General features: G+C 64.0%; 13 protein-coding genes. 6 read left to right on the top strand and 7 right to left on the bottom strand.

The genetic code is table 11. The annotated features are described in order from the left end of the window. The first annotated feature begins 148 nt into the window (after positions 1-148). Together BLU15_RS13745 and pbpC are read left to right on the top strand one after the other, a co-directional pair. The gene (locus BLU15_RS13745) at positions 149-5,599 is read left to right on the top strand and encodes an alpha-2-macroglobulin family protein (protein WP_060521826.1); all 5,451 of its coding nucleotides are present in this window, start codon (positions 149-151) and stop codon (positions 5,597-5,599) included. Positions 5,600-5,607: 8 nt separating this feature from the next. Then, a complete protein-coding gene (gene pbpC / locus BLU15_RS13750; protein WP_176960289.1) occupies positions 5,608-7,689 on the top strand; it encodes a penicillin-binding protein 1C in 2,082 nt (693 codons plus the stop codon). Here the strand turns inward: pbpC and BLU15_RS13755 are convergent. Continuing rightward, positions 7,679-9,475 carry a hybrid sensor histidine kinase/response regulator gene (locus tag BLU15_RS13755; protein WP_090295933.1) on the bottom strand — a complete coding sequence of 599 codons (1,797 nt, stop codon included), beginning with the start codon at positions 9,473-9,475 and terminating at the stop codon, positions 7,679-7,681. The two genes, pbpC and BLU15_RS13755, sit on opposite strands and share 11 nt — an antisense overlap. A gap of 68 nt (positions 9,476-9,543) precedes the next feature. Between BLU15_RS13755 and BLU15_RS13760 the strand changes: the two genes are divergently transcribed. From BLU15_RS13760 to hpaH, 3 genes are all read left to right on the top strand, one after another. After that, the gene (locus BLU15_RS13760; protein WP_034799397.1) at positions 9,544-10,203 is read left to right on the top strand and encodes a response regulator; all 660 of its coding nucleotides are present in this window, start codon (positions 9,544-9,546) and stop codon (positions 10,201-10,203) included. A gap of 208 nt (positions 10,204-10,411) precedes the next feature. After that, the gene (locus BLU15_RS13765) at positions 10,412-11,026 is read left to right on the top strand and encodes a LysE family translocator (protein ID WP_090295935.1); all 615 of its coding nucleotides are present in this window, start codon (positions 10,412-10,414) and stop codon (positions 11,024-11,026) included. Positions 11,027-11,098: 72 nt separating this feature from the next. Then, a complete protein-coding gene (gene hpaH / locus BLU15_RS13770; RefSeq protein WP_090295938.1) occupies positions 11,099-11,902 on the top strand; it encodes a 2-oxo-hept-4-ene-1,7-dioate hydratase in 804 nt (267 codons plus the stop codon). 42 nt (positions 11,903-11,944) lie between these two features. On the opposite strand, the gene BLU15_RS13775 is transcribed toward hpaH, so the two are convergent. The 4 genes from BLU15_RS13775 to gcl form a co-directional block, all read right to left on the bottom strand. After that, positions 11,945-13,213 carry a glycerate kinase type-2 family protein gene (locus tag BLU15_RS13775; protein WP_090295941.1) on the bottom strand — a complete coding sequence of 423 codons (1,269 nt, stop codon included), beginning with the start codon at positions 13,211-13,213 and terminating at the stop codon, positions 11,945-11,947. A gap of 238 nt (positions 13,214-13,451) precedes the next feature. Further along, the gene (locus BLU15_RS13780; RefSeq protein ID WP_034799385.1) at positions 13,452-14,336 is read right to left on the bottom strand and encodes a 2-hydroxy-3-oxopropionate reductase; all 885 of its coding nucleotides are present in this window, start codon (positions 14,334-14,336) and stop codon (positions 13,452-13,454) included. Positions 14,337-14,341: 5 nt separating this feature from the next. Beyond that, positions 14,342-15,157 carry a hydroxypyruvate isomerase gene (gene hyi / locus BLU15_RS13785; RefSeq protein ID WP_060530281.1) on the bottom strand — a complete coding sequence of 272 codons (816 nt, stop codon included), beginning with the start codon at positions 15,155-15,157 and terminating at the stop codon, positions 14,342-14,344. A gap of 77 nt (positions 15,158-15,234) precedes the next feature. Beyond that, positions 15,235-17,019 carry a glyoxylate carboligase gene (gene gcl / locus BLU15_RS13790; protein ID WP_034799378.1) on the bottom strand — a complete coding sequence of 595 codons (1,785 nt, stop codon included), beginning with the start codon at positions 17,017-17,019 and terminating at the stop codon, positions 15,235-15,237. Between the two features lie 171 nt (positions 17,020-17,190). Between gcl and BLU15_RS13795 the strand changes: the two genes are divergently transcribed. Beyond that, on the top strand, positions 17,191-18,012 hold the full coding sequence (locus tag BLU15_RS13795) for an IclR family transcriptional regulator (RefSeq protein WP_034799375.1): 822 nt from the start codon (positions 17,191-17,193) through the stop codon (positions 18,010-18,012). 89 nt (positions 18,013-18,101) lie between these two features. Here BLU15_RS13795 and guaD read toward each other — a convergent pair whose 3' ends face one another. Then, positions 18,102-19,454, bottom strand: a complete 1,353-nt coding sequence (gene guaD / locus BLU15_RS13800; protein WP_090295943.1) for a guanine deaminase — start codon at positions 19,452-19,454, stop codon at positions 18,102-18,104. Further along, on the bottom strand, positions 19,451-20,689 hold the full coding sequence (locus BLU15_RS13805; RefSeq protein WP_034799370.1) for a urate hydroxylase PuuD: 1,239 nt from the start codon (positions 20,687-20,689) through the stop codon (positions 19,451-19,453). Before BLU15_RS13805 ends, guaD begins: the two co-directional genes overlap by 4 nt. Positions 20,690-20,768 lie beyond the last annotated feature (79 nt).

Raw genomic sequence — 20,768 nt, forward strand, 5'->3', positions numbered from 1 at the left:
TCATTCCGGATCGATGCTCGATCCTTCACAGCAGTGCTCCCGCTGAAATTGCGCCGCACGTCGACTGCTCTCCGGTTGACAAGCGGGGCGGAAGCCTGAAAAGTGAAGCCTCTATCGAGACCGGCAGCGTTGGGAGGACTTGATGTCTGTGCGCGCGTTTTTCGGCCTTTCCACCCTCTTCCTGTCGCTTTTGACCGCCGGCATCCCCGCCGTTGCCCAGGAGAGTGGACGGCAGATCGAGATCACTCAGGACGGCGATTATTTCGGTTTCGACCTCAGGACCGAACAGAACGTCTCGCTCGACGAATGCCAGCAGACATGCATCGCGGACCAGGCCTGCCGCGCCTTCACCTACAATCCCAAGGTGAAGTGGTGCTTCCTCAAGTCCGACTATAACCAGCTCAACACCTTCCCCGGCGCCATCGCCGGCAAGGTCGTGCAGCCGCAGGTCACACAAGCCGACATCGGGGCGCCGCCGCGCCTGAAATTCCTGTCGGATCAGTTGCTGCAGGACGCCCGCAACACCAAGGCCAATCTTACCCTTGCCGACGATCAGCAGGGCATGGGCGTCAATACGCTCATCGACATGGCACGCGGCCAGGCCGGCATGGGCAATATCGAAAATGCGCTGAAGGCCTTCCAGGGCGCGTTGGCGATCAATCCTGATGACGCCGAACTCTGGCTGGAGGCGGCGCGAACCGCGAACCGCATCACCAACAATTCAAGCGTATCGATCCAGGCGGCGATCGCCGCGATCAACGGCTACGAGCTGACCCGCACCACCGAGAGCCGGGCGCATGCGCTTGCCGTCATGGCCAAATCGCTGGAAGGCGCCGAGAATTTCCGCGCCGCACTGAACGCCTACAAGGCGAGCCTGGAACTGGTGAAGGCAAAATCGGTCGAGGCAGCCTATCTCGACCTTAAGCAGCGCAAGGGCTTCCGCGTCGTCGAACATACGATCGATTCCGACGCTGCGACGCCGCGCGCCTGCGTGCAGTTCTCCGAGCAGCTTTTGAAGAGCGGCGCCGACTATGCCTCCTTCGTCACCGTCAATGGTGCTGCGCCAAAGGCGCTTGAGGCGAAGGGCGACCAGATCTGCATCGAAGGCCTATCGCATGGCGAGCGCTACAAGCTGACCCTTCGCGCCGGCCTGCCGTCCACCGTCGACGAAATGCTCGAAGCGCCCGTCACCCTCGATATCTATGTCGCGGACCGCGCCCAAATGGTGCGCTTCACCGGCGACAGCTTCGTGCTGCCGTCGACCGCGCGCCGCGGCATCCCGCTCGTTTCCGTCAACACCGACAGCGCCAAGCTGAAACTCTACCGCGTCGGCGATCGCAGCATCGCCCAGGTGCTTCAGAGCTCGCAGTTCCTGACCCAGCTCGACGGCTACAGCGCCCAGCGCATCGAGGATGAGATCGGCGAACTCGTCTGGCAAGGCTCGATCGACATCGAGCGCGACGTCAACAAAGAGGTCGTCACAAGCTTCCCGGTCGACGAGGCACTGCCTCAACGCAAGCCCGGCGTCTACGTCCTAACCGCCGCACCGACCACCGGTATCAGCCAGGAATGGGATGCGCGCGCGACGCAATGGTTCGTCGTTTCCGATATCGGTATCTCCACCTATGCCGGCACAGACGGGCTGAACGTCTTCGTGCGCTCGCTTGCGACTGCCGAGCCGATCGAAGGCGTCGAACTGCAGCTCGTCGCCAAAAACAACGAGATCCTCGGCACGGCGGTGAGCGATGATGACGGCCGCGTGACCTTCACTGCTGGACTGATCCGTGGCACGGCCGGCCTCACGCCCGCCGTCATCACCGCCAAGAAGGGCGAGGACGACTATGTCTTCCTCGACATGAGCCGCGCCGGCTTCGACCTTTCGGATCGTGGCGTCACCGGGCGCGCGGCTCCTGGCGCCATCGACATTCTCGCCTGGACCGAGCGCGGCATCTATCGTGCCGGCGAAACCGTGCATGCGGCAGCGCTTGCCCGTGACGTTGACGGCATGGCGATCGAGAACCTGCCGCTGACCTTCGTCTTCCTCCGCCCGGATGGTGTCGAATATCGCCGCATGACCAGTGCCGGCGGCAAGCTCGGCGGCCATACGCTCGACCTCGACACCCAGGCAAACGCCATGCGCGGCACCTGGACGATGCAGATCTTCACTGACCCGAAGTCGCCTGCGATCGGCGAGAAGCAGTTCCTGATCGATGACTTCGTGCCGGATCGCACCGAATTCGATCTCACCAGCGACGCCAAGGAAATCGCCGTCGGTGAGACGGCAAGCGTGGCAGTCGACGGGCGCTATCTCTATGGCGCACCGGCTGCCGGCCTCGAACTTGAAGGCGAAGTGACGATCAAGCCGACGCGCGAAAACGCCGCCTTCAAGGGCTATTCCTTCGGTCTTGCCGACGAAGAGGCGAGCGAAGACACGCGCCTGCCGCTCGAAGAGCTTTCGTCGCTCGACGAGGAAGGCAAATCCAGCTTCGACGTCCTCATCGACGAAGTGCCCTCGACCACGCAGCTGCTAAATGCCACCGTGACCGTTCGCATGCGTGAAGCCGGCGGCCGCGCCGTCGAGCGCTCGCTGAAACTGCCGGTGCGCGCCGAGGGCCCGATGCTCGGCATCAAGCCGGAATTCGAGGGTGAGCTCGCCGAAAACTCCGTCGGCAAGTTCCGCGTCATCGCCGTCGATCCGGCCGGCAGCAAGGTCGCCATGCAGGGGCTCCTCTGGAAGCTGATCAGCGTCGAACGGAACTATCACTGGTATCGCGACGGCAGCGCCTGGAAATACGAGCCCGTCGTTACCACCAAACAGGTGGCCAACGGCAGCGTCGACCTGACGGAAGACGGCGGCGATATCTCCGTGCCCGTCGGCTGGGGGCGCTATCGCCTGGAAGTCGAGACGGCCGCGGTCGATGGCCCGACTTCGAGCGTCGAATTCGACGCCGGCTGGTATGTCGCGGCCACCTCGACGGAAACGCCTGACGGCCTTGAGATCGCGCTCGACAAGGAGAAGTATGCGGTCGGCGACACGGCCAAGCTGAAGGTCTCGCCGCGTTTTGCCGGCGAACTGCTGGTCACCGTCGGCACAGAGAACCTGATCACGACCGAGACGGTATCGATTGCGGCTGAAGGCGGCGAAGTCGAATTGCCGGTCACCGACGCCTGGGGCGCCGGCGCCTATGTCACCGCCACGCTCTACCGGCCGGGCGATGCCCAGGAAAGCCGCATGCCGATGCGCGCCATCGGCATCAAATGGCTCACCGTCGATCCGGCCGAGCGCAAGCTCGCCGTCACGCTTAACGCGCCCGAAAAGATGGAGCCGCGCCAGCCGCTCGACATCAGCCTCCAGGTCGCCGGTGCCGGTGCCAATGAGGAAGCCTATGTGACGATCGCCGCCGTCGATGTCGGCATTCTCAATCTCACCCGCTACGAGCCGCCGAACCCGGAAGCCTGGTATTTCGGCCAGAGACAGCTCGGCCTTGAAATCCGCGACCTTTACGGTCGCCTGATCGACGGCTCGCTCGGCGCGACCGGAAAACTGCGCACCGGCGGCGATGGCGGCCAGGTCGCGCTTCAGGGCAGCCCGCCCACGGAAAAGCTGGTCGCCTTCTTCGAAGGACCGGTACAGCTCGACGGCGACGGCAAGGCAACCGTCAGCTTCGACATCCCGCAGTTCAACGGAACGGCGCGACTGATGGCCGTTGCCTGGACGAAATCCGGTGTCGGCCACGCCACGCGCGACGTGGTGATCCGCGACCCCGTCGTCGTTACCGCCAGCCTGCCGCGGTTCCTGGCGCCCGGAGACCGGTCGGACCTGAGGCTCGATATCGCCAATACCGACGCACCGGCCGGCGATTACCAGATCCATGTGACGACCAGTGGCCAAGCCACGGTCGAGCAACCGGGGACGGGCAGCACGGTCACCCTGGACCAGGGCGGTCGCTCCTCCATCACCTTGCCGGTCGTCGGGCAATATCCCGGCAACGGCGTCGTCACCGTGGCGCTGACCGGCGCCAACGGCCTTTCGCTCGAGCAGTCGCTCGACCTGCTCGTGCGTCCGGCAACCCTGCCGGTGACACAGCGACAAGTGGTTTCGATCGCGCCAGGAAGCAGCCTGACGGTCGACGGGCAGTTGCTCGCCGACAGCATCCTGCAGGGCGCTTCCGTCAACCTCAGCGTCACCCGCTCTGCCGCCTTCGATATGCCGGCACTGCTGATGACCCTCGATCGCTATCCCTATGGCTGCACGGAGCAAACGACCAGCCGCGCGCTGCCGCTGCTCTACCTGAGCGAACTCGCCAAGCAGTCCGGCCTTGCCGATGACGAGGGCGTGACGAAACGGGTGCAGGAGGCGATCTACCGCGTGCTCTCCAACCAGTCCTCGTCGGGCAGCTTCGGGCTTTGGGGCCCGGGCTACGGCGACCTCTGGCTCGACGCCTATGTCACCGACTTCCTGACCCGCGCCCGCGAGCAGAAATATGACGTGCCCGAGGCCGCAATGGTTCAGGCGCTGGAAAACCTGCAGAACGGCGTCAGCTACGACACCAACGCCAAGGATCGCGGCAACGAGATCGCCTATGCGCTCTACGTGCTTGCCCGCAATCGCAAGGCGGCGATCAACGACCTGCGTTATTACGCAAACACGCTGATCAACGATTTCCCGACGCCGCTCGCCAAGGCTCATATCGCCGCAGCGCTTTCGCTGTATGGCGATGCTCAAGGGGCGCAGGACACGTTTGCCAACGCGGCGAACATGTCGACGGGCCTCGTCAATGTCAGCCTGTCGCGCTCCGACTACGGCTCGTCGCTGCGTGACGGCGCGGCGGTGCTGGCGCTTGCGGCCGAAAGCCGACCGGTCCCGCCGATCGTTCCAGAGCTATCGAAAATGGTCGCCCGCGAATGGGAACAGAAGACCTATACCAGCACCCAGGAACAGGCCTGGATGCTGCTTGCCGCCCGCGCCATCCAGAATGGCGACGAGGACATGGCGCTCGACGTCAACGGCGCATCGAAGTCCGGCAGCTATGCCGCCCAGATGACCGGCGACGCGCTCATCACCCACCCGGTGGTGATCCGCAACCAGGGTGCCGATCCGGTTTCGGCCGTGGTCACCACGGTCGCCGCCCCCGCCCAGCCGCTTTCGGCCGGCGGCGACGGCTTCACCATCGAGCGCACCTACTACACGCTCGACGGAGCCGAGGCGAACGTCATGGAAGCGCGGCAGAACGAACGCTACGTCGTCGTGCTGAAAGTCACGGAGGCCAACGACTGGCCGTCGCGCGTGCTGGTCACCGACCTGCTGCCGGCCGGTTTCCAGATCGACAATCCGAGCCTCGTCGACAGTGCCCAGCTCAGCAATTTCGAGTGGCTCGGCGAAATCACCGCGACCCATACGGAGTTCCGTAACGACCGCTTCGTCGCAGCACTCGACCGCAGCATCGGCGCCGGCCGCGAGGTCACGCTGGCCTATGTCGTGCGCGCGGTAACGCCGGGCACCTATGACCATCCGGCCGCAACTGTCGAGGACATGTACCGGCCGCAGCTTTCGGCCCGCACCGCGACCGGGCGCATGGAGGTGCTGGCCGCGCAATAGGCAAGATCATGTCGATTGGGCGCAAACTGCTGATCGCCTTGCCCGTCTGCCTGCTGGTGACGGGGCTGACGGGCTTTGCGATCGAAAAGGCTGACGAGGCCTTCCCGCCGCCGCTTGCGGAGGCGGACGTCGTCTCGCGCGAGGTGGACGACGCCAACGGACAGCTCTTGCGCGCCTTCGCAACGCCGGATGGCCTCTGGCGACTGCAGACCACGGTCGACGATGTCGATCCGCAGTTCCTGAAGATGCTGATCGCCTACGAAGACCAGCGTTTTGAGGAGCATTCCGGCGTCGATATATTGGCGCTTGGCCGCGCCGCGCTTCAATTCGTCAGCAATGGCCGGATCGTCTCGGGCGCCTCGACGCTTTCCATGCAGGTCGCCCGGCTGATCGAGCCGCGGCAGCAGCGCTCGATAACCGCCAAGATGTTGCAAATCGCACGCGCGATCCAGATCGAGCGACGGCTATCGAAGGACCAGATCCTCAATCTCTATCTCACCCATGCGCCTTATGGCGGCAATATCGAGGGTGTGCGCGCCGCGAGCCTCTCGTGGCTAGGCAAGGAGCCGAAACGGCTGACGGCCGGCGAAGCGGCCCTGCTCGTGGCACTACCGCAATTGCCGGAGAAGCGCCGCCCGGACCGCAACCATGCCGCCGCTGTCGCCGCCCGCGAACGGGTGCTGACGCGTCTCGCCGTTGCTGACGTGATTGGCGACGGCGAAGCGGAACGCGCAATCGCCACGTCCGTTCCGTCGCGCAGGCTGCAACTCCCGGCCTATGCCGCGCACCTCGCCGAACGGGCGTTGCGCAAGGACCCGCGGGCGGTTCGGCATGAGACGAGCTTGCGCCTTGCCGTCCAGCGCAACCTCGAAGCCGTGGCAAAGGAAGGGGCAGCCAAGCTCGGACCGAAGGTTTCGGTCGCCATGGTGATGGCCGATGCGAAGACCGGAGAGATCGTCGCTTCGGTCGGATCGGCCGACTATTTCGATGCGAGCCGCTCCGGCTGGATCGACATGACGCGCATCACGCGTTCGCCGGGCTCCACCCTCAAGCCCTTCATCTATGGCCTTGCCTTCGAAGAAGGGCTCGTCAGCCAGGAAACGATCATCGAGGACCGGCCGGCGGACTTCTTCGGCTACCGCCCACGCAACTTCGACATGAGCTACCAGGGCGATGTCAGCGTGCGCGAGGCGCTGCAATTGTCTCTGAACGTTCCGGCGATCCGCCTGCTCGACGCGGTCGGCCCGGCCGAGCTGATGATGCGCTTTCGCCGCGGCGAGGTGAAGCCGGCACTTCCTGCCGGCGAAGCACCCGGCCTTGCGATCGGTCTTGGCGGCGTCGGACTTTCCCTGCGCGATCTCGTGCAGCTCTATGCGGCGCTTGCCAACCGCGGCTTCCCGCTCCGGCTCGGCGACGGCGTTGAGGGCAAGGCGGGCCTGATCGAAGCGGAACCGGTGCTTTCGCCGGTCGCCGTCTGGAATGTCTCCGACGCGCTCTCCGGCGTGTTGCCGCCCGCTGGCAGTCGCCAGCGCGGCATCGCCTATAAGACCGGCACCAGCTATGGCTACCGTGATGCCTGGTCGGTCGGCTATGACGGCCGCCATGTGCTCGGGGTCTGGGTCGGACGGCCCGACAATGGGGCGGTTCCCGGCCTCACCGGCTATGGCAGCGCCGCCCCCATTCTCTTCGAAGGCTTCGCCAAATCCGGCTTCGGCATCACGCCGCTGCCCGATGCGCCGGCCGGCGCGATCCGCATTTCTCAAGCCGAACTGCCGATCAGCCAGCGCCGCTTCTCGCTGACGGCAAGCGGCCTCGTCAACGCTTCGGCCCGCGAGCCGGCACCGCAGATCGTGTTTCCGCCCGAGGGCGCACGCGTCGAGCTCAGTGCGAACCATCAGGCGCTTTCGCCGCTGACACTCAAGCTCCAGGGCGGACGCGCGCCGTTCCGCTGGCTTGCCAATGGCAAGCCTCTGCCGGAGCTCACCCGCCGGCGGGTCACGCAGTGGCAACCGGATGGTGCCGGCTATTCGACGCTGACGGTGATCGATTCCGTCGGCCGCGCCGCCAGCGTGCGCGTCTTCATCGAGTAACAGTGCGGATCTCGCGTGCCGCGTCTTCAGCCCGCTCGGCGAGGAGCGCTTCGATCTCCTCCTCCAACCGCACCGCATCGAGCGGCTTGTGGAGAAGACGGTGGCCGCTTGCGGTCACTTCCTTCAGCCGTATCGGCGACGTATCGCCGGAAAGGATCAGCGCCGGCACCTCCCGCCCGAGATGGGCCCTGATCTCCCGGATCGCATCGATCCCGGTCTTGCCGGCCTCGAGACGGTAATCGGTGATGACAAGATCGACCGGCACCTCTCCTAAGCGCGCAGCCTTCGCAAGCTCCTTTCGGGCCCCGGCAGCCGAACGCCCGGCATAGACCGCATAGCCGAGCGTGCGGAGCAACAGCGCCGTCGCATCCAGCGCGTCGCGCTCATCGTCGATGACGACGATGCCCCCATGCTGCGTCGCAGCGGCCGGATGGGCGCGTCCGGGCTGTGCCAGCGAAGGCGGCGCGACCACCGGCAAAGTGATGGAAAACATCGAACCGCGACCCTCCGTCGAGACCACCTTGACCGGGTGGCCGAGCAGAGCGGCGGTACGCTGGACGATAGCAAGGCCGAGCCCGAGCCCTTGCGCCCGGTCGCGCGCCGGGTTCTGAAGCTGTACGAACTCCTCGAAGATTGCGTCCTGTTCGGACGCCGGGATGCCGACACCGGTGTCCCAGACCTGCACCTCCAGCGCAGCACCGCGGCGTCGGCAACCGATCAGCACCGTGCCGGTCCGCGTGTAGCGGAAGGCATTGGAAAGAAGGTTGTCGAGGACACGCTTCAGCATCATCGGGTCGGTATCGACCCAGACATCCGTCATCACCACGCGCCATCCGAGGCCCTGGTCCTTCGCAATGCCGGAGAACTCCGCCTTGAGGTCGTGGAACAGTCGCCGTAGGGACACCGGTTCTCGCGCGACGGTCACGATTCCCGCGTCAAGCTTGGAAATGTCGAGCAACGCGTCGAGCAGACCGCCGAGATTGCCGATAACCGAGCGCGCGCGATCGGCGAGGTCGCGGGCGTTCTTGGCCGGAACGTCACCGTTGCGACCGAGTGCTGCGAGCGTCGAGGTGAAAAGGCTGAGGGCGTGGATCGGCTGACGCAGGTCGTGGCTTGCGGCAGCGAGGAACCGCGACTTGGAGCGATCGGCGCTCTGCGCCTTGTCGCGCTCTGCCTCAAGGCTCGTGATCAGCGACAGATTCTCGAAACGCAGCCGCACCGTTTCGGCAAGCGTCCTGTGGGTGACGCGGCTGTAGTAGAGGTCGACGCCGAAGAGGCAGATGGTGAAAATCAGATAGGTGTCGTAGATCGGCCCTTCGCCGAGGAAGCAGCGGATCGCGAAGGGCAGGAGGATCGCAACCAGCGAGCCGGCATAGGCGAGCGGAAAGGCAGACAGCGACGGCACCGCACCGCTGGCAATGCCTGTGATCACGATGCAGACGAAGGCAAGCGTCTGCGGCTCGTCCGGATGGAAGGCAAACCAGCCAAGCGCGCCCCAGAGACCGCTGGAAACCCACGAAAGCAGCGTGAAGCGCCAGGCCCATCGCCGCCAGTCCCGCGTCCGCCCTTCATCGGTCTGACGCCGATATCGCCAGTCGAGAAGAATGCGGGCGAACGTCAGCAGATAGAGTGCGGCACCCCATGAAAACAGCAGATCCCACGACACAAGATCGCGCAGGACATAAGCAACCGGCAGTGGAATTGCGAAATTGGCAAAAAGCACCGCGTAAGATTGACGAAATAATAAGCCTATCAGGAGAGGTTGCAGGTGTTCGCGAGTCTCCATTGCCGCTCCTGTCTCGATGCAACGCCATGTCCGCGGAGAATTGCCGATTTCGATGAAGGATTGCTTACATGCGCAAACTGCTGACGATCGTGGTGGCAGACGATCACGCCATCGTTCGCGAGGGCCTGAAGCTGCTGCTCTCCACCATGGACCATGTATCGGTGGTTGCGGAAGCGGCCGACGGCGAGACGCTGACGACCATCGTTCGCGCCAGCAGTCCTGATCTGGTGATCCTCGACCTCGGCATGCCGGGGGTTGCCGGCGTGCAGTTCATCAACGAACTCCGGGCGGTCGCGCCGCGCATGAAGATCCTGGCGCTGACCGCAAACATCGAGCCGCGAACCGTGCGGGCCGTGATCGCCGCCGGGGCCAGCGGTTACCTGACGAAGACCGGCGATCCGGCCGAACTGAATGCAGCACTCGACGCAATGCTGCGAAACGAAATTTATCTCAGCCAATCGGTTCGTTTCGCCATCGACGATCCCCGCAGCCACCAGCCGCCGCCGACAACCGATACGGCGCTCTCCCCCATCCCCCTCACCCGCCGCGAAATGCAGATCCTCTCTCTCGCCGCCCAGGGGCTGACCGCGCGCGAGACCGCCGATCGCCTCGGTATCAGCCCGCTCACGGCCCGCAAGCATCGCGAGAACCTGATGCGCAAGCTCAGTCTGCACAACACGGCAGAGATCGCCGCCTATGCGCTGCGCATCGGCCTGCCGATCGGTTGATATCGCAGTCCTCGCCGGTCTTTCCGGAAGTCACCTTCCCTTAACCACGGCAAAACAGGCGATCCTGCCACAACGCCGAAATACGGCACCTGCCGTATGTCAATCGGATACAACCAAGCGTAGTTCTCCCGCTCTATCGCGCCACCGAGATGGTTCGACGCCAAGACGTCGGCCCGGGGGCGTTCCGGCTATTTCGGGAGGAGCCCCCATGCCGTCGCTGGAGCATTGGATTTCGTTCGCACTGGCAACGGCGATTTTCGCCTTCATGCCGGGTCCTGCCATTCTCTATATGACGGCGCAGACGTTGGCGCATGGCCGCAAGGCCGGCCTCCTGGCGGCGCTCGGCATTCATATCGGCTGCTACGTCCACATCGCCGCCGCGGCGCTCGGGCTTGCCGCCCTGCTTCACCATGCACCGCTTCTCTATGGGGCGATCAAGCTTGCCGGCGCCGTCTATCTGGTCTGGCTCGGCGCGACCATGCTGCTCGGGGTCGGCAAACATGCCGCCCACGCCGAGGCTGCGAAACCCGGCGTCCTGCGCGACAGCATCGGGGTGGAGGTCCTCAATCCCAAGACCGCCTTGTTCTTCGTGACCTTCCTGCCGCAGTTCGTGGATCCGGCCGTGGCGATGCCGATGTCGCTGCAGTTCCTGATGTTCGGCCTGCTGGTGAACCTTGCCCTGTCGGTCGCCGATATCGCGGCCGTCTTCCTCGCCTCCTTCACGCTCGGTCGGCTGGTTGGTGGCGCCGGCAATCTTGTTCCGCGCACCTGCGGTTCGATCCTCATCGGCCTCGGCCTGATGCTGGCAAGTCAGCCGATCTGATCGCCCAAAGACGGTGCGCGCGCCGGGTCCGACCTTGGTGTATCCTTAAGGGCGCTGAAGTCGGGGGGCGCCATGCTGAATGCAACCGAGATCGCCAAGGCCGCCGAAAGCCTGCATCAGGCCGAACGCGATCGAAAACAGATCGGGCTCCTGTCGCTCAAGCATCCCGAAATGACGGTCGACGACGCCTATGCGATCCAGGCGGCTCTGGTCCGGCGCAAACGCGACGACGGCCACCGCATCATCGGCTGGAAGATCGGGCTGACGTCCAATGCCATGCAGCAGGCGCTCGGCATCGACACGCCCGATTCCGGCGTGCTCTTCGACAACATGCTGTTCGACGACGGCGCAAGCATACCCCCCGATCGCTTCATCCAGCCACGGGTCGAAGCGGAGATCGCGTTCATCATGAAAACCGGGCTCAAAGGCCCGCGGGTCAACATCGTCCAGGTCCTGAACGCCACGGATTATGTCATGCCGGCGCTGGAAATTCTCGACAGCCGGATCGTCCGCACGGATCCGAAAACAAAGAAGGCGCGCATCCTCGTCGATGCGATCGCCGACAATGCCGCCAATGGCGGCCTCATCCTCGGCGGCCGCGCCGTGCGCCCCGATACGGTCGACATGCGCTGGATGGGGGCGATCGTCTCGCGCAATGCGGTGATCGAGGAAACGGGGCTTGCGGCCGGCGTGCTCAACCATCCGGCGCGCGGCATCGCCTGGCTCGCCAATCGTCTCGCGCAATGCGGCGACGCGATCGAGCCCGGCCAGATCGTTCTCTCAGGCTCTTTCATCCGCACGCTCGAAGCCAGGAGCGGCGACACGATCGTCGCCGATTTCGGCGCTTACGGCTCGGTCAGTTGCCACTTCGCGTGAAGTGTATAACGACAGGCAAGCTACACACCCGCCGCGCGGATATCACTGCACCAGGATGGCGCGGAAATCGTTGACGTTGGTGCCGGTCGGGCCGGGCTTGAAGAGATCGCCGAGCGCATCGAACGCCGACCAGCTGTCGTTCTTCTGCAGGAATGCCGCGGCATCCAGCCGTTGCGCCGCGAGACGGGCGATGGTGGTATCGTCGGCGAAAGCGCCGGCGTTGTCCTCGGAGCCGTCGATGCCGTCGGTGTCTGCGGCCAGCGCCGAGACCCCTTTGGCACCGTCGATGCCGAGCGCCAGCGCCAGCAGGAATTCGCTGTTGCGTCCGCCCTTGCCCTTGCCGCGGATGGTGACGGTCGTCTCGCCGCCCGAGAGAACGACGACCGGTTTGGTGAACGGTCGACCGCGGCCGACGACTTCCCGGGCGATCGCCGCATGCACACCGCCAACGTCGCGCGCCTCGCCCTCGATCGCATCGGAAAGAATGATCGCGTCGATGCCGGCGGCACGCGCCTCTGCAGCCGCGGCCTCGAGCGAGACGGATGCGGATGCGATCAGCCGGACTTCGTTACGGGCAAAACGCGGGTCATCAGGAGATGGCGCGGCGCTTTCCGGGCTATTGATCCACGCCATAACCTTTGCCGGCAGGTTCAGACTGTAGCGCTCGATCAGCGTCAGCGCATCCTCGCGCGTGCTGGCGTCCGCCAGTGTCGGGCCGGAGGCGACCAGCGCCGGATCGTCGCCCGGAATATCGGAAACGATCAGCGAAACGACCTTGGCCGGATAGGCCGCGGCAGCCAGCCGACCGCCCTTGATCATCGAGACGTGCTTGCGCACGGCATTCATGGCGCTGATCGGCGCGCCGGAGGCAAGCAACGCCCGGTTGACGGCGATCTCGTCTTCCAGCGTCAAGCCGGGTGGTGGCGAGGGCAAAAGCGCCGAGCCACCGCCGCAGACGAGCGCGACGACAAGATCGTCCGCCGTCAGGCCGCCGACTTCGGCGAGCAAGCGCTTCGAGGCCAGCAAACCGTTTTCATCAGGCAGGGGGTGCGACGCTTCCAGCACCTCGATCGTCTCGCATGGGGCAGCATAGCCATAGCGGGTGACGATCACGCCCGAGAGCGGACCATCCCAATGGCGTTCGAAGGCGGCTGCCATCTGGGCCGCACCCTTGCCGGCCCCAACCACCACCGTCCGCCCCTTCGGTCGCGCCGGCAGGTTGGCCGCGATCACTTTCTCCGGATCAGCCGCGGCAACGGCCGAGGTGAACAGCGCTTCGAGGAAACGGCGTGGATCGGTGATGGTTGGCATTGGTCTCCCCCTGGAGGATGTCGCGTCGCTCCATCCTTATATGTCATCCCAGCGCAAATCGCGGTTGGAACTGCATGAAAGTCTCGGGCGGCGGTTCCTCCAACCGCCGCCCGGACGCATGACCGGTCCGGCACAATGGGACGCCGGACGAGTCATGCGCATTTAAGGTCGTCGCCTGATCTTTTCAAAGCGGCGCAATTCCTAACGGAAAACCGCTTCGCACGTTCCCTGGAATTGCTTAGGCAACCTGGTGGTTCGCCATGCGCTCCAGCGCCCGGACGAGGCCGGAGTGGTCTAGGCCGCTGTCGCCGTTGGCTGCGCAGTTGTTGAAGAGTTCCTGCGTTGCCGCCGTGTTCGGCAGCGAGATGCCGAGCGACTTGGCACCCTGGAGAGCCAGGTTGAGGTCCTTCTGGTGCAGCGAGATGCGGAAGCCCGGATCGAAGGTGCGCTTGATCATGCGCTCGCCGTGAACTTCGAGAATGCGCGAGGAGGCAAAGCCGCCCATCAGCGCTTCGCGGACGCGCGCCGGATCAGCACCCGCCTTGGAGGCGAAGACAAGCGCTTCCGAGACCGCTTCGATCGTCAGCGCAACGATGATCTGGTTGGCGACCTTGGTGACCTGGCCGTCGCCGCAATCACCGACGAGCGTGATGTTCTTGCCCATCAACTTCAAGAGCGGCAGGGCGCGGTCGAAGCTCTCCTGGGCGCCGCCCGCCATGATCGAGAGCGAAGCATTCTTGGCGCCGACTTCGCCGCCGGAAACCGGGGCGTCGATGTATTCGGCACCGGTCTCGCGAACTTTCTTGGCGAATTCCTTCGTCTCGATCGGCGAGATCGAGCTCATGTCGATGACGAGCTTGCCCTTGGAAAGACCGTAGGCGACGCCGTTTTCGCCGAAGAGAACATCCTTGACCTCAGGGGTATCCGGCAGCATCAGGATGATGGTGTCGACGGTTTCGGCCAACGCCTTCGGCGAGTCGACGAACTTGAGGCCGTTGTCGAGCAGCTCCTGGCGCGGCGGGATGACGAACTTCGAGGTGACGATGGTGTGGCCGGCATCCTGCAGGTGGCGCGCCATCGGCGTGCCCATGATACCCAGTCCAATGAAACCGATTGTTGCCATGGTGTTTAGCTCCTGATCTTGATGATGTCTGCGGATTGGGTGCGCTGGCGCTCGGCGCCGAGCCAGCCAAGGCCCTCGGCAGTCGTGGTGCGCGGCTTATATTCGCAACCGATCCAGCCGTCGTAGCCGGCCGCTTCCAGCGCGTCGAAGACGAAGGGATAGTTGATCTCGCCGGTGCCCGGCTCGTTGCGGCCCGGATTGTCGGCAAGCTGGACATGAACGATGCGATCGGCAAAGCGTTTGTAGGTGCCGATCAACTCGCCCTGCGTGCGCTGCTGGTGGTAGAGGTCGTACTGGATGAACAGGTTGTCGCTGCCGACCTCCTCAATGATCGAAGCCGCCTGCTCGACCGTGTTGAGATAGAAGCCCGGAATATCGAAGTCGTTGATCGGTTCGATGAGCAGGCGAATGCCCTGCTTGCCGAGTTCGCTTGCAGCAAGCTTGAGATTGGCGACCAGCGTGTCGCGCAGCACCTGTTCAGAGACACCGTGAGGCGCGATGCCAACCAGGCAGTTGACCTGCTTGCAGTCGAGCGCCGTCGCGTAGTCGATGGCGCTCGCCACGCCTTTGCGGAACTCGTCGACCCGGTTAGGCAGGATGGCGATGCCGCGTTCGCCGCTCGCCCAGTTGCCGGCCGGCAGGTTGTGCAGAACTTGGGTCAGGCCATGGCGCTGAAGCTCTGCGCGCAGGCTCACCTTTTCGAATTCGTAGGGAAACAGATATTCCACGCCCTCGAAGCCGGCCTTGGCAGCAAGGGCGAAACGATCGAGGAACGGCACCTCGTTGAACAGCATTGTCAGGTTCGCAGCGAACTTCGCCATGCGATGTTTCCTCCTTGTGTTTGTCTTGTGAGCGATGCGGGCGGCGGAGCGCCCGCATCTCCTCAGTCATTCAAGGCTCAGTCGAGCAGGGCCGTGATCGCGGTCGGCACGTCCTCGCCGCGCAGCGCCAGTTCCTCGAACTCGACGACTGCATTGATGTCGGCGCCCATGGAGATGTTGGTGACGCGCTCGAGGATGAACTCGATGACGACGGGAACCTGGTGCTCGTCCATCAGCGCGCGCGCCCGGTCGAAGGCTTCCTGGAACTCGTTCGGACTGCGCACCCGGATCGCCTTGCAGCCGAGACCTTCGGCAACCGCGACGTGGTCGACGCCGTAACCCTTCTCCGCATCGCCCGACGCGTTGATGTTGTCGAAGGCGAGGCTGACTTCGAAGTCCATGTTGAGACCGCGCTGCGCCTGGCGGATGAGGCCGAGATAGGAATTGTTCACGACCACATGCAGGTAAGGCAGCTTGTGCTGGGCGCCGACAGCCAGCTCCTCGATCAGGAATTGGAAGTCGTAGTCGCCTGAGAGTGCCACGATCGTTCGGTCCGGATCGGCAGCGCGAACACCGAGTGCCGCAGGCAAGGTCCAGCCGAGCGGTCCGGCCTGGCCGCAATTGATCCAGTTGCGCGGCTTGTAGACGTGCAGGAACTGGGCGCCGGCGATCTGGCTGAGGCCGATGGTCGAAACGTAGCAGGTGTCGCGGCCGAAGGCCTTGTTCATCTCTTCATAGACGCGCTGCGGTTTCAGCGGCGTCTGGTCGAAGTGGGTCTTGCGCAGCATGGTGCGCTTGCGCTCGCGGCACTCCTCCGCCCAGGCGGACCAGTCACGCAGCTTGCCCGCCGTCTTCCATTCCGTCGCGACATCGAGGAAGAGCTTCAGCGCAGCGCCGGCATCCGAGACGATACCGAAATCGGGCGCGAAGACGCGGCCGATCTGCGTCGGCTCAATGTCGACGTGAACGAACTTGCGGCCTTCCGTGTAGGTCGGAACGTTGCCGGTGTGGCGGTTTGCCCAGCGGTTGCCGACGCCGAGCACGAAGTCGGAGGCGAGCATGTTGGCATTGCCGTAGCGATGCGAGGTCTGCAGGCCGCACATGCCGGCCATCAGCGGATGGTCATCCGGGATCGTGCCCCAGCCCATCAGCGTCGGAATGACCGGAATTCCGGTGATTTCGGCAAATTCTGTCAGAAGGTCCGATGCATCGGCGTTGATGATGCCGCCGCCGGCAACGATCAGCGGGCGTTCCGCTTCGTTCAGCATCGCGATCGCCTTCTCGGCCTGGGCCCGCGTCGCCTTCGGCTTGTAGGCTTCAAGCGGCTGGTAGGTGTCCGGATCGAATTCGATCTCGGCAAGCTGGACGTCGACCGGCAGGTCGATCAGCACCGGGCCGGGACGGCCGGAGCGCATGATGTGAAACGCCTTCTGGAAGACGAAGGGAACGAGCGCCGGCTCCATGACGGTAACCGCCCACTTGGTGACCGGTGCTGCGATCTTGGCGATATCGACAGCCTGGAAATCTTCCTTGTCGAGACGGGCGCGCGGCGCCTGGCCGGTGATGCAGAGGATCGGGATCGAATCCGCCGAGGCCGAATAGAGGCCGGTGATCATGTCGGTGCCGGCCGGGCCCGACGTGCCGATGCAGACTCCGATATTGCCGTGCTTGGCGCGCGTATAGCCTTCGGCCATGTGGGAAGCGCCTTCGACGTGGCGCGCCAGGATATGACGAACCGAGCCGCGCGCCTTCAGCGCCGAGTAGAACGGATTAATGGCGGCACCCGGTACGCCGAAGGCACAGTCGATGCCTTCCTTTTCCAGAACAATAACAGCCGCGTCAACGGCACGCATCTTAGCCATGGGAACTCCTCCAATTTCCTGAAACAATAATCCATTATCGTCGATACGCAACACGCAAATGGAATTCATTTCCAGCATGTGGAAATAAAGATCTTCAATAATTCGGAGAAAATCGCGGCATGGCCTGATAGAGGATGATGGGCGAGACACGTGATTTGCAGAGAGGCTTTTATGGACGGCAACGGCAGGGGAAAACGCGGACGCAAGGCGGGCGAGAACGCCGCCCCTTCATCCGTCCAGGTGCTTGATCGCAGTCTCGCCCTTTTGACGGTCGTGGCCGAAGGCGACGGCTCAACCCTCACCCAGCTCGCCGACGAGACCGGCATGGCGCCGTCGACCGTGCACCGGCTGCTGGCAACGCTTGCCGGCCACGGCATGGTGATGCACGACCCGGACACGGGCGCCTGGACAGTCGGCTTGAAGGCGTTCGAGATCGGCAACGCCTATCTGCGCTTCCGCAAGCTCGGCACCATCAGTCGGCCGTTTCTAAAAGGACTGATGGAGGAAAGCGGCGAGACGGCGAATATCGGCATCGAGGAAGGCGGCGACGTCGTCTTCATTTCGCAGGTCGAAAGCCACGCGCCGATGCGCGCTTTCTTCCGTCCCGGCCGCCGCGGTCCGGTTCATGCCTCCGGCATCGGCAAGGCCATCCTGTCCACCTGGTCCGACAAGGAGATCGCCCAGCTGCTCCACGGTCGCGAACTCGCGCATTTCACCGACAAGACGCGCGATACACTGCCGGCGCTGTTGAAGGATATACAGGAGATCCGCCACCGCGGCTGGTCGGTCGACGACGAGGAGCACACGCTCGGCATGCGCTGCGTCGCCGCTCCGATCTTCAACGAATATGGCGAAACGATCGCCGGCATATCCATCTCGGGCCCGTCGGTCCGCGTCAGCGATCAGAAGCTCTCGACCTTCGGCCCCATCGTGCGCGAACGCGCGGATGCGCTGACCAAGGCGATGGGCGGCAAGCGACCGGAAGAGCTTTAAACCCCGACCAACAGAAACGCCGCGCGTCCGATCCGGACACGCGGCGTTATAATAAGCAATGCTGGCGAGCCAGCAGGGGCGGACGCGCCTTAGGCCGTTTCGAGGCTCTTTACTGCCGAGGTGGCTGCGTCCTTCGCAGCGCGTGCAGCTCCCTTCATCGGCTTGCCGGCGACATAGGTCTCGGCCACGCATCGGTCGTCACCCATCGTCTGCAGGATGAAGAGTTCCTCGACAAGCGAACCGGCAACCCGCATGCGCAAGTCCATCGACGGCTTGGCGCGGCTATCAAGCACCACGATATCGGCATCGGCGCCGACATGCAGCGAGCCGATACGGTCGTCGAGATCGAGCGCCCGGGCGTTGCCGAGTGTCATGCGGTAGAAGGAGTTGAATGGCGTCAGCCGCTGGCCCTGCAGGTGCAGAACCTTGTAGGCCTCGTCCATCGTCTCCAGCATCGAGAAGCTGGTGCCGGCGCCGACATCGGTCGCGACCGACCAGCGGGCGCCGAGCTTGTCGAAGCGATCGCGATCGAAGAGACCCGAGCCGAGGAACAGGTTCGAGGTCGGGCAGAAATTGCCGACGGCACCGGTTTCGGCGAGTACCGAAATCTCGCGGTCGCTCAGATAGATGCAGTGGCCGAGCAAGGTCTTGCGCGTCAGCAGATCGTAGCGCGCGTAAATGTCGGTATAGTCCTTCGCCTCCGGATAGAGCGACGTGGCGAAGGCGATTTCGTCCCTGTTTTCAGAGAGATGCGTCTGGACGTAGCACTCCGGATGCTCGGCGACGAGCACGCGGCTCGCCTCCATCTGCTCCGGCGTCGAGGTAATGGCAAAGCGCGGACTGATGGCGTAGTGCGCGCGGCCACGGCCGTGCCACTTGGCAATCAGCGCCTTCGTCTCGTCATAGCCCTGCTGCGCCGTGTCGCGCAGCGCATCGGGCGCATTGCGGTCCATCATCACCTTGCCGCCAATCATCAGCATGCCGCGCGCTTCGGCCGCCCCGAAATAGGCGTCGACGCTCTCCGGATGCACCGAGCAATAGGCGGCCGCCGTCGTCGTGCCGTTCGCCAGAAGCTCATCCAGGAAACGGCCGGCGATGAAGTCGGCGTGCTCCGGTTTGCGGAACTTCTGCTCCTCGACGAAAATGTAGGTGTTCAGCCATTCGAGAAGCTGGGCGCCGTAGGAGGCGATCGCCTGCGTCTGCGGGAAATGCAGATGCGTATCGATCAGGCCTGGCAACACCAGATGGGGGCGATGGTCGGCGACCTTGACGCCGGCACCGGCACGACGGGCGACATCGGCGTGATCACCGATATCGGCAACCTTGCCGCCGCGCACGAGCACGGCGCCGTCTTCGAAGTAGCGATAGGAGGTAGTGCCGTCGATGCCCTTCGGTTCCTCGACGAAGGTCAGCACACGGCCGCGGATCAGCAGATCGGTCATTGGGTCTTTCCTCCATTCACGACGGATTCGTACCAGGCGACGAGCAGCTGCCGCTCCTCGTCCGATACGCCGGTGACATTGGCGGGCGGCATCGCGTGGCTGCGGCCGGCCTGCAGGTAGATTTCACGCGCGTGATTGGCGATCTCAGTGTCGGTCTCGAGCATCACGCCCTTCGGCGGGACGACGATGCCCTCCCAGCCCGGCTCCTTGGCATGGCACATGGAACAGCGGCCAAGCACCGTGTCGCGGACCTTCGGAAAGGCTTCCGCGGTGACGAACGGCTGTTGCGCGGCGGAAATCTTCGCCTCCTCGCCGCCGGCAAGAATCTTCGGCACGGTCGACAGCCACATGATGACGACGAAGAGCAGCGCGGTTACGAGCCAGGTCCAGGTCGGGTTGCCCTTGTTCGCGTGACGGGTGTTGAAATAGTGGCGGATGGTCACGCCCATCAGGAAGACCAGCGAGGCGATGATCCAGTTGTACTGGGTACCGAACGCCAGCGGATAGTGGTTCGACAGCATCAGGAACAGAACCGGCAGCGTCAGGTAGTTGTTGTGGGTCGAGCGCTGCTTGGCGATCACGCCGTACTTGGCGTCGGGCGTGCGGCCAGCGATCAGGTCGCCGACGACCACCTTCTGGTTCGGAATGATGATGAAGAAGACGTTGGCCGACATGATCGTTGCGGTAAACGCACCGAGATGCAGGAAGGCTGCGCGGCCGGTGAAGAGCTGCGTGTAGCCCCAGGCCATGCCGACCAGAATGAAGTAGAGCAGCACCATCAGTCGGGTGTTGTCGCGACCGAAGGGCGACTTGCAGATCGTATCATAGGCGAGCCAGCCGAAGGCAATCGAGCCGAGCGAGATGGCGATCGCCACCGGCTTCGAGACGTCGAGCACGTTCGGGTCGATCAGGTAGAGGTCGGCGCCGGCGTAGTAGACCAGGCAGAGCATGCCGAAGCCGGAGAGCCAGGTGACATAGGACTCCCATTTGAACCAGATCAGGTGCTCCGGCATGTTGGCCGGGGCAACCAGGTATTTCTGGATGTGGTAGAAGCCACCACCGTGCACCTGCCATTCCTCGCCATAGGCGCCGACCGGCAGGCCGGGATGTTTCTTCAGACCGAGGTCGAGGGCGACGAAGTAAAAGGACGAACCGATCCATGCAATGGCGGTGATGACGTGCAGCCATCTCACGGCAAAGGTCAGCCAATCCCAGGCGATGGCATAGTCGTACATGAAATTCTCCCATTTCTCCTCGGACCATTATGTGTCATTGCTGGAGGTCGCGGGAACGTCGCTGCTTCACCAACACTTT

This window comes from Ensifer sp. YR511 (assembly GCF_900103045.1).
GTDB classification, from domain to species: domain Bacteria; phylum Pseudomonadota; class Alphaproteobacteria; order Rhizobiales; family Rhizobiaceae; genus Ensifer; species Ensifer adhaerens.

Coding starts and splice junctions, on each gene's coding strand:
- BLU15_RS13795 (WP_034799375.1), top strand. CDS start 17,191: ATGGACGGCAACGGCAGGGGAAAACGCGGACGCAAGGCGGGCGAGAAC.
- BLU15_RS13805 (WP_034799370.1), bottom strand. CDS start 20,689: ATGTACGACTATGCCATCGCCTGGGATTGGCTGACCTTTGCCGTGAGA.
- guaD (WP_090295943.1), bottom strand. CDS start 19,454: ATGACCGATCTGCTGATCCGCGGCCGTGTGCTGACCTTCGTCGAGGAA.
- BLU15_RS13755 (WP_090295933.1), bottom strand. CDS start 9,475: ATGGAGACTCGCGAACACCTGCAACCTCTCCTGATAGGCTTATTATTT.
- gcl (WP_034799378.1), bottom strand. CDS start 17,019: ATGGCTAAGATGCGTGCCGTTGACGCGGCTGTTATTGTTCTGGAAAAG.
- hpaH (WP_090295938.1), top strand. CDS start 11,099: ATGCTGAATGCAACCGAGATCGCCAAGGCCGCCGAAAGCCTGCATCAG.
- BLU15_RS13775 (WP_090295941.1), bottom strand. CDS start 13,213: ATGCCAACCATCACCGATCCACGCCGTTTCCTCGAAGCGCTGTTCACC.
- BLU15_RS13765 (WP_090295935.1), top strand. CDS start 10,412: ATGCCGTCGCTGGAGCATTGGATTTCGTTCGCACTGGCAACGGCGATT.
- pbpC (WP_176960289.1), top strand. CDS start 5,608: ATGTCGATTGGGCGCAAACTGCTGATCGCCTTGCCCGTCTGCCTGCTG.
- BLU15_RS13780 (WP_034799385.1), bottom strand. CDS start 14,336: ATGGCAACAATCGGTTTCATTGGACTGGGTATCATGGGCACGCCGATG.
- BLU15_RS13760 (WP_034799397.1), top strand. CDS start 9,544: ATGCGCAAACTGCTGACGATCGTGGTGGCAGACGATCACGCCATCGTT.
- hyi (WP_060530281.1), bottom strand. CDS start 15,157: ATGGCGAAGTTCGCTGCGAACCTGACAATGCTGTTCAACGAGGTGCCG.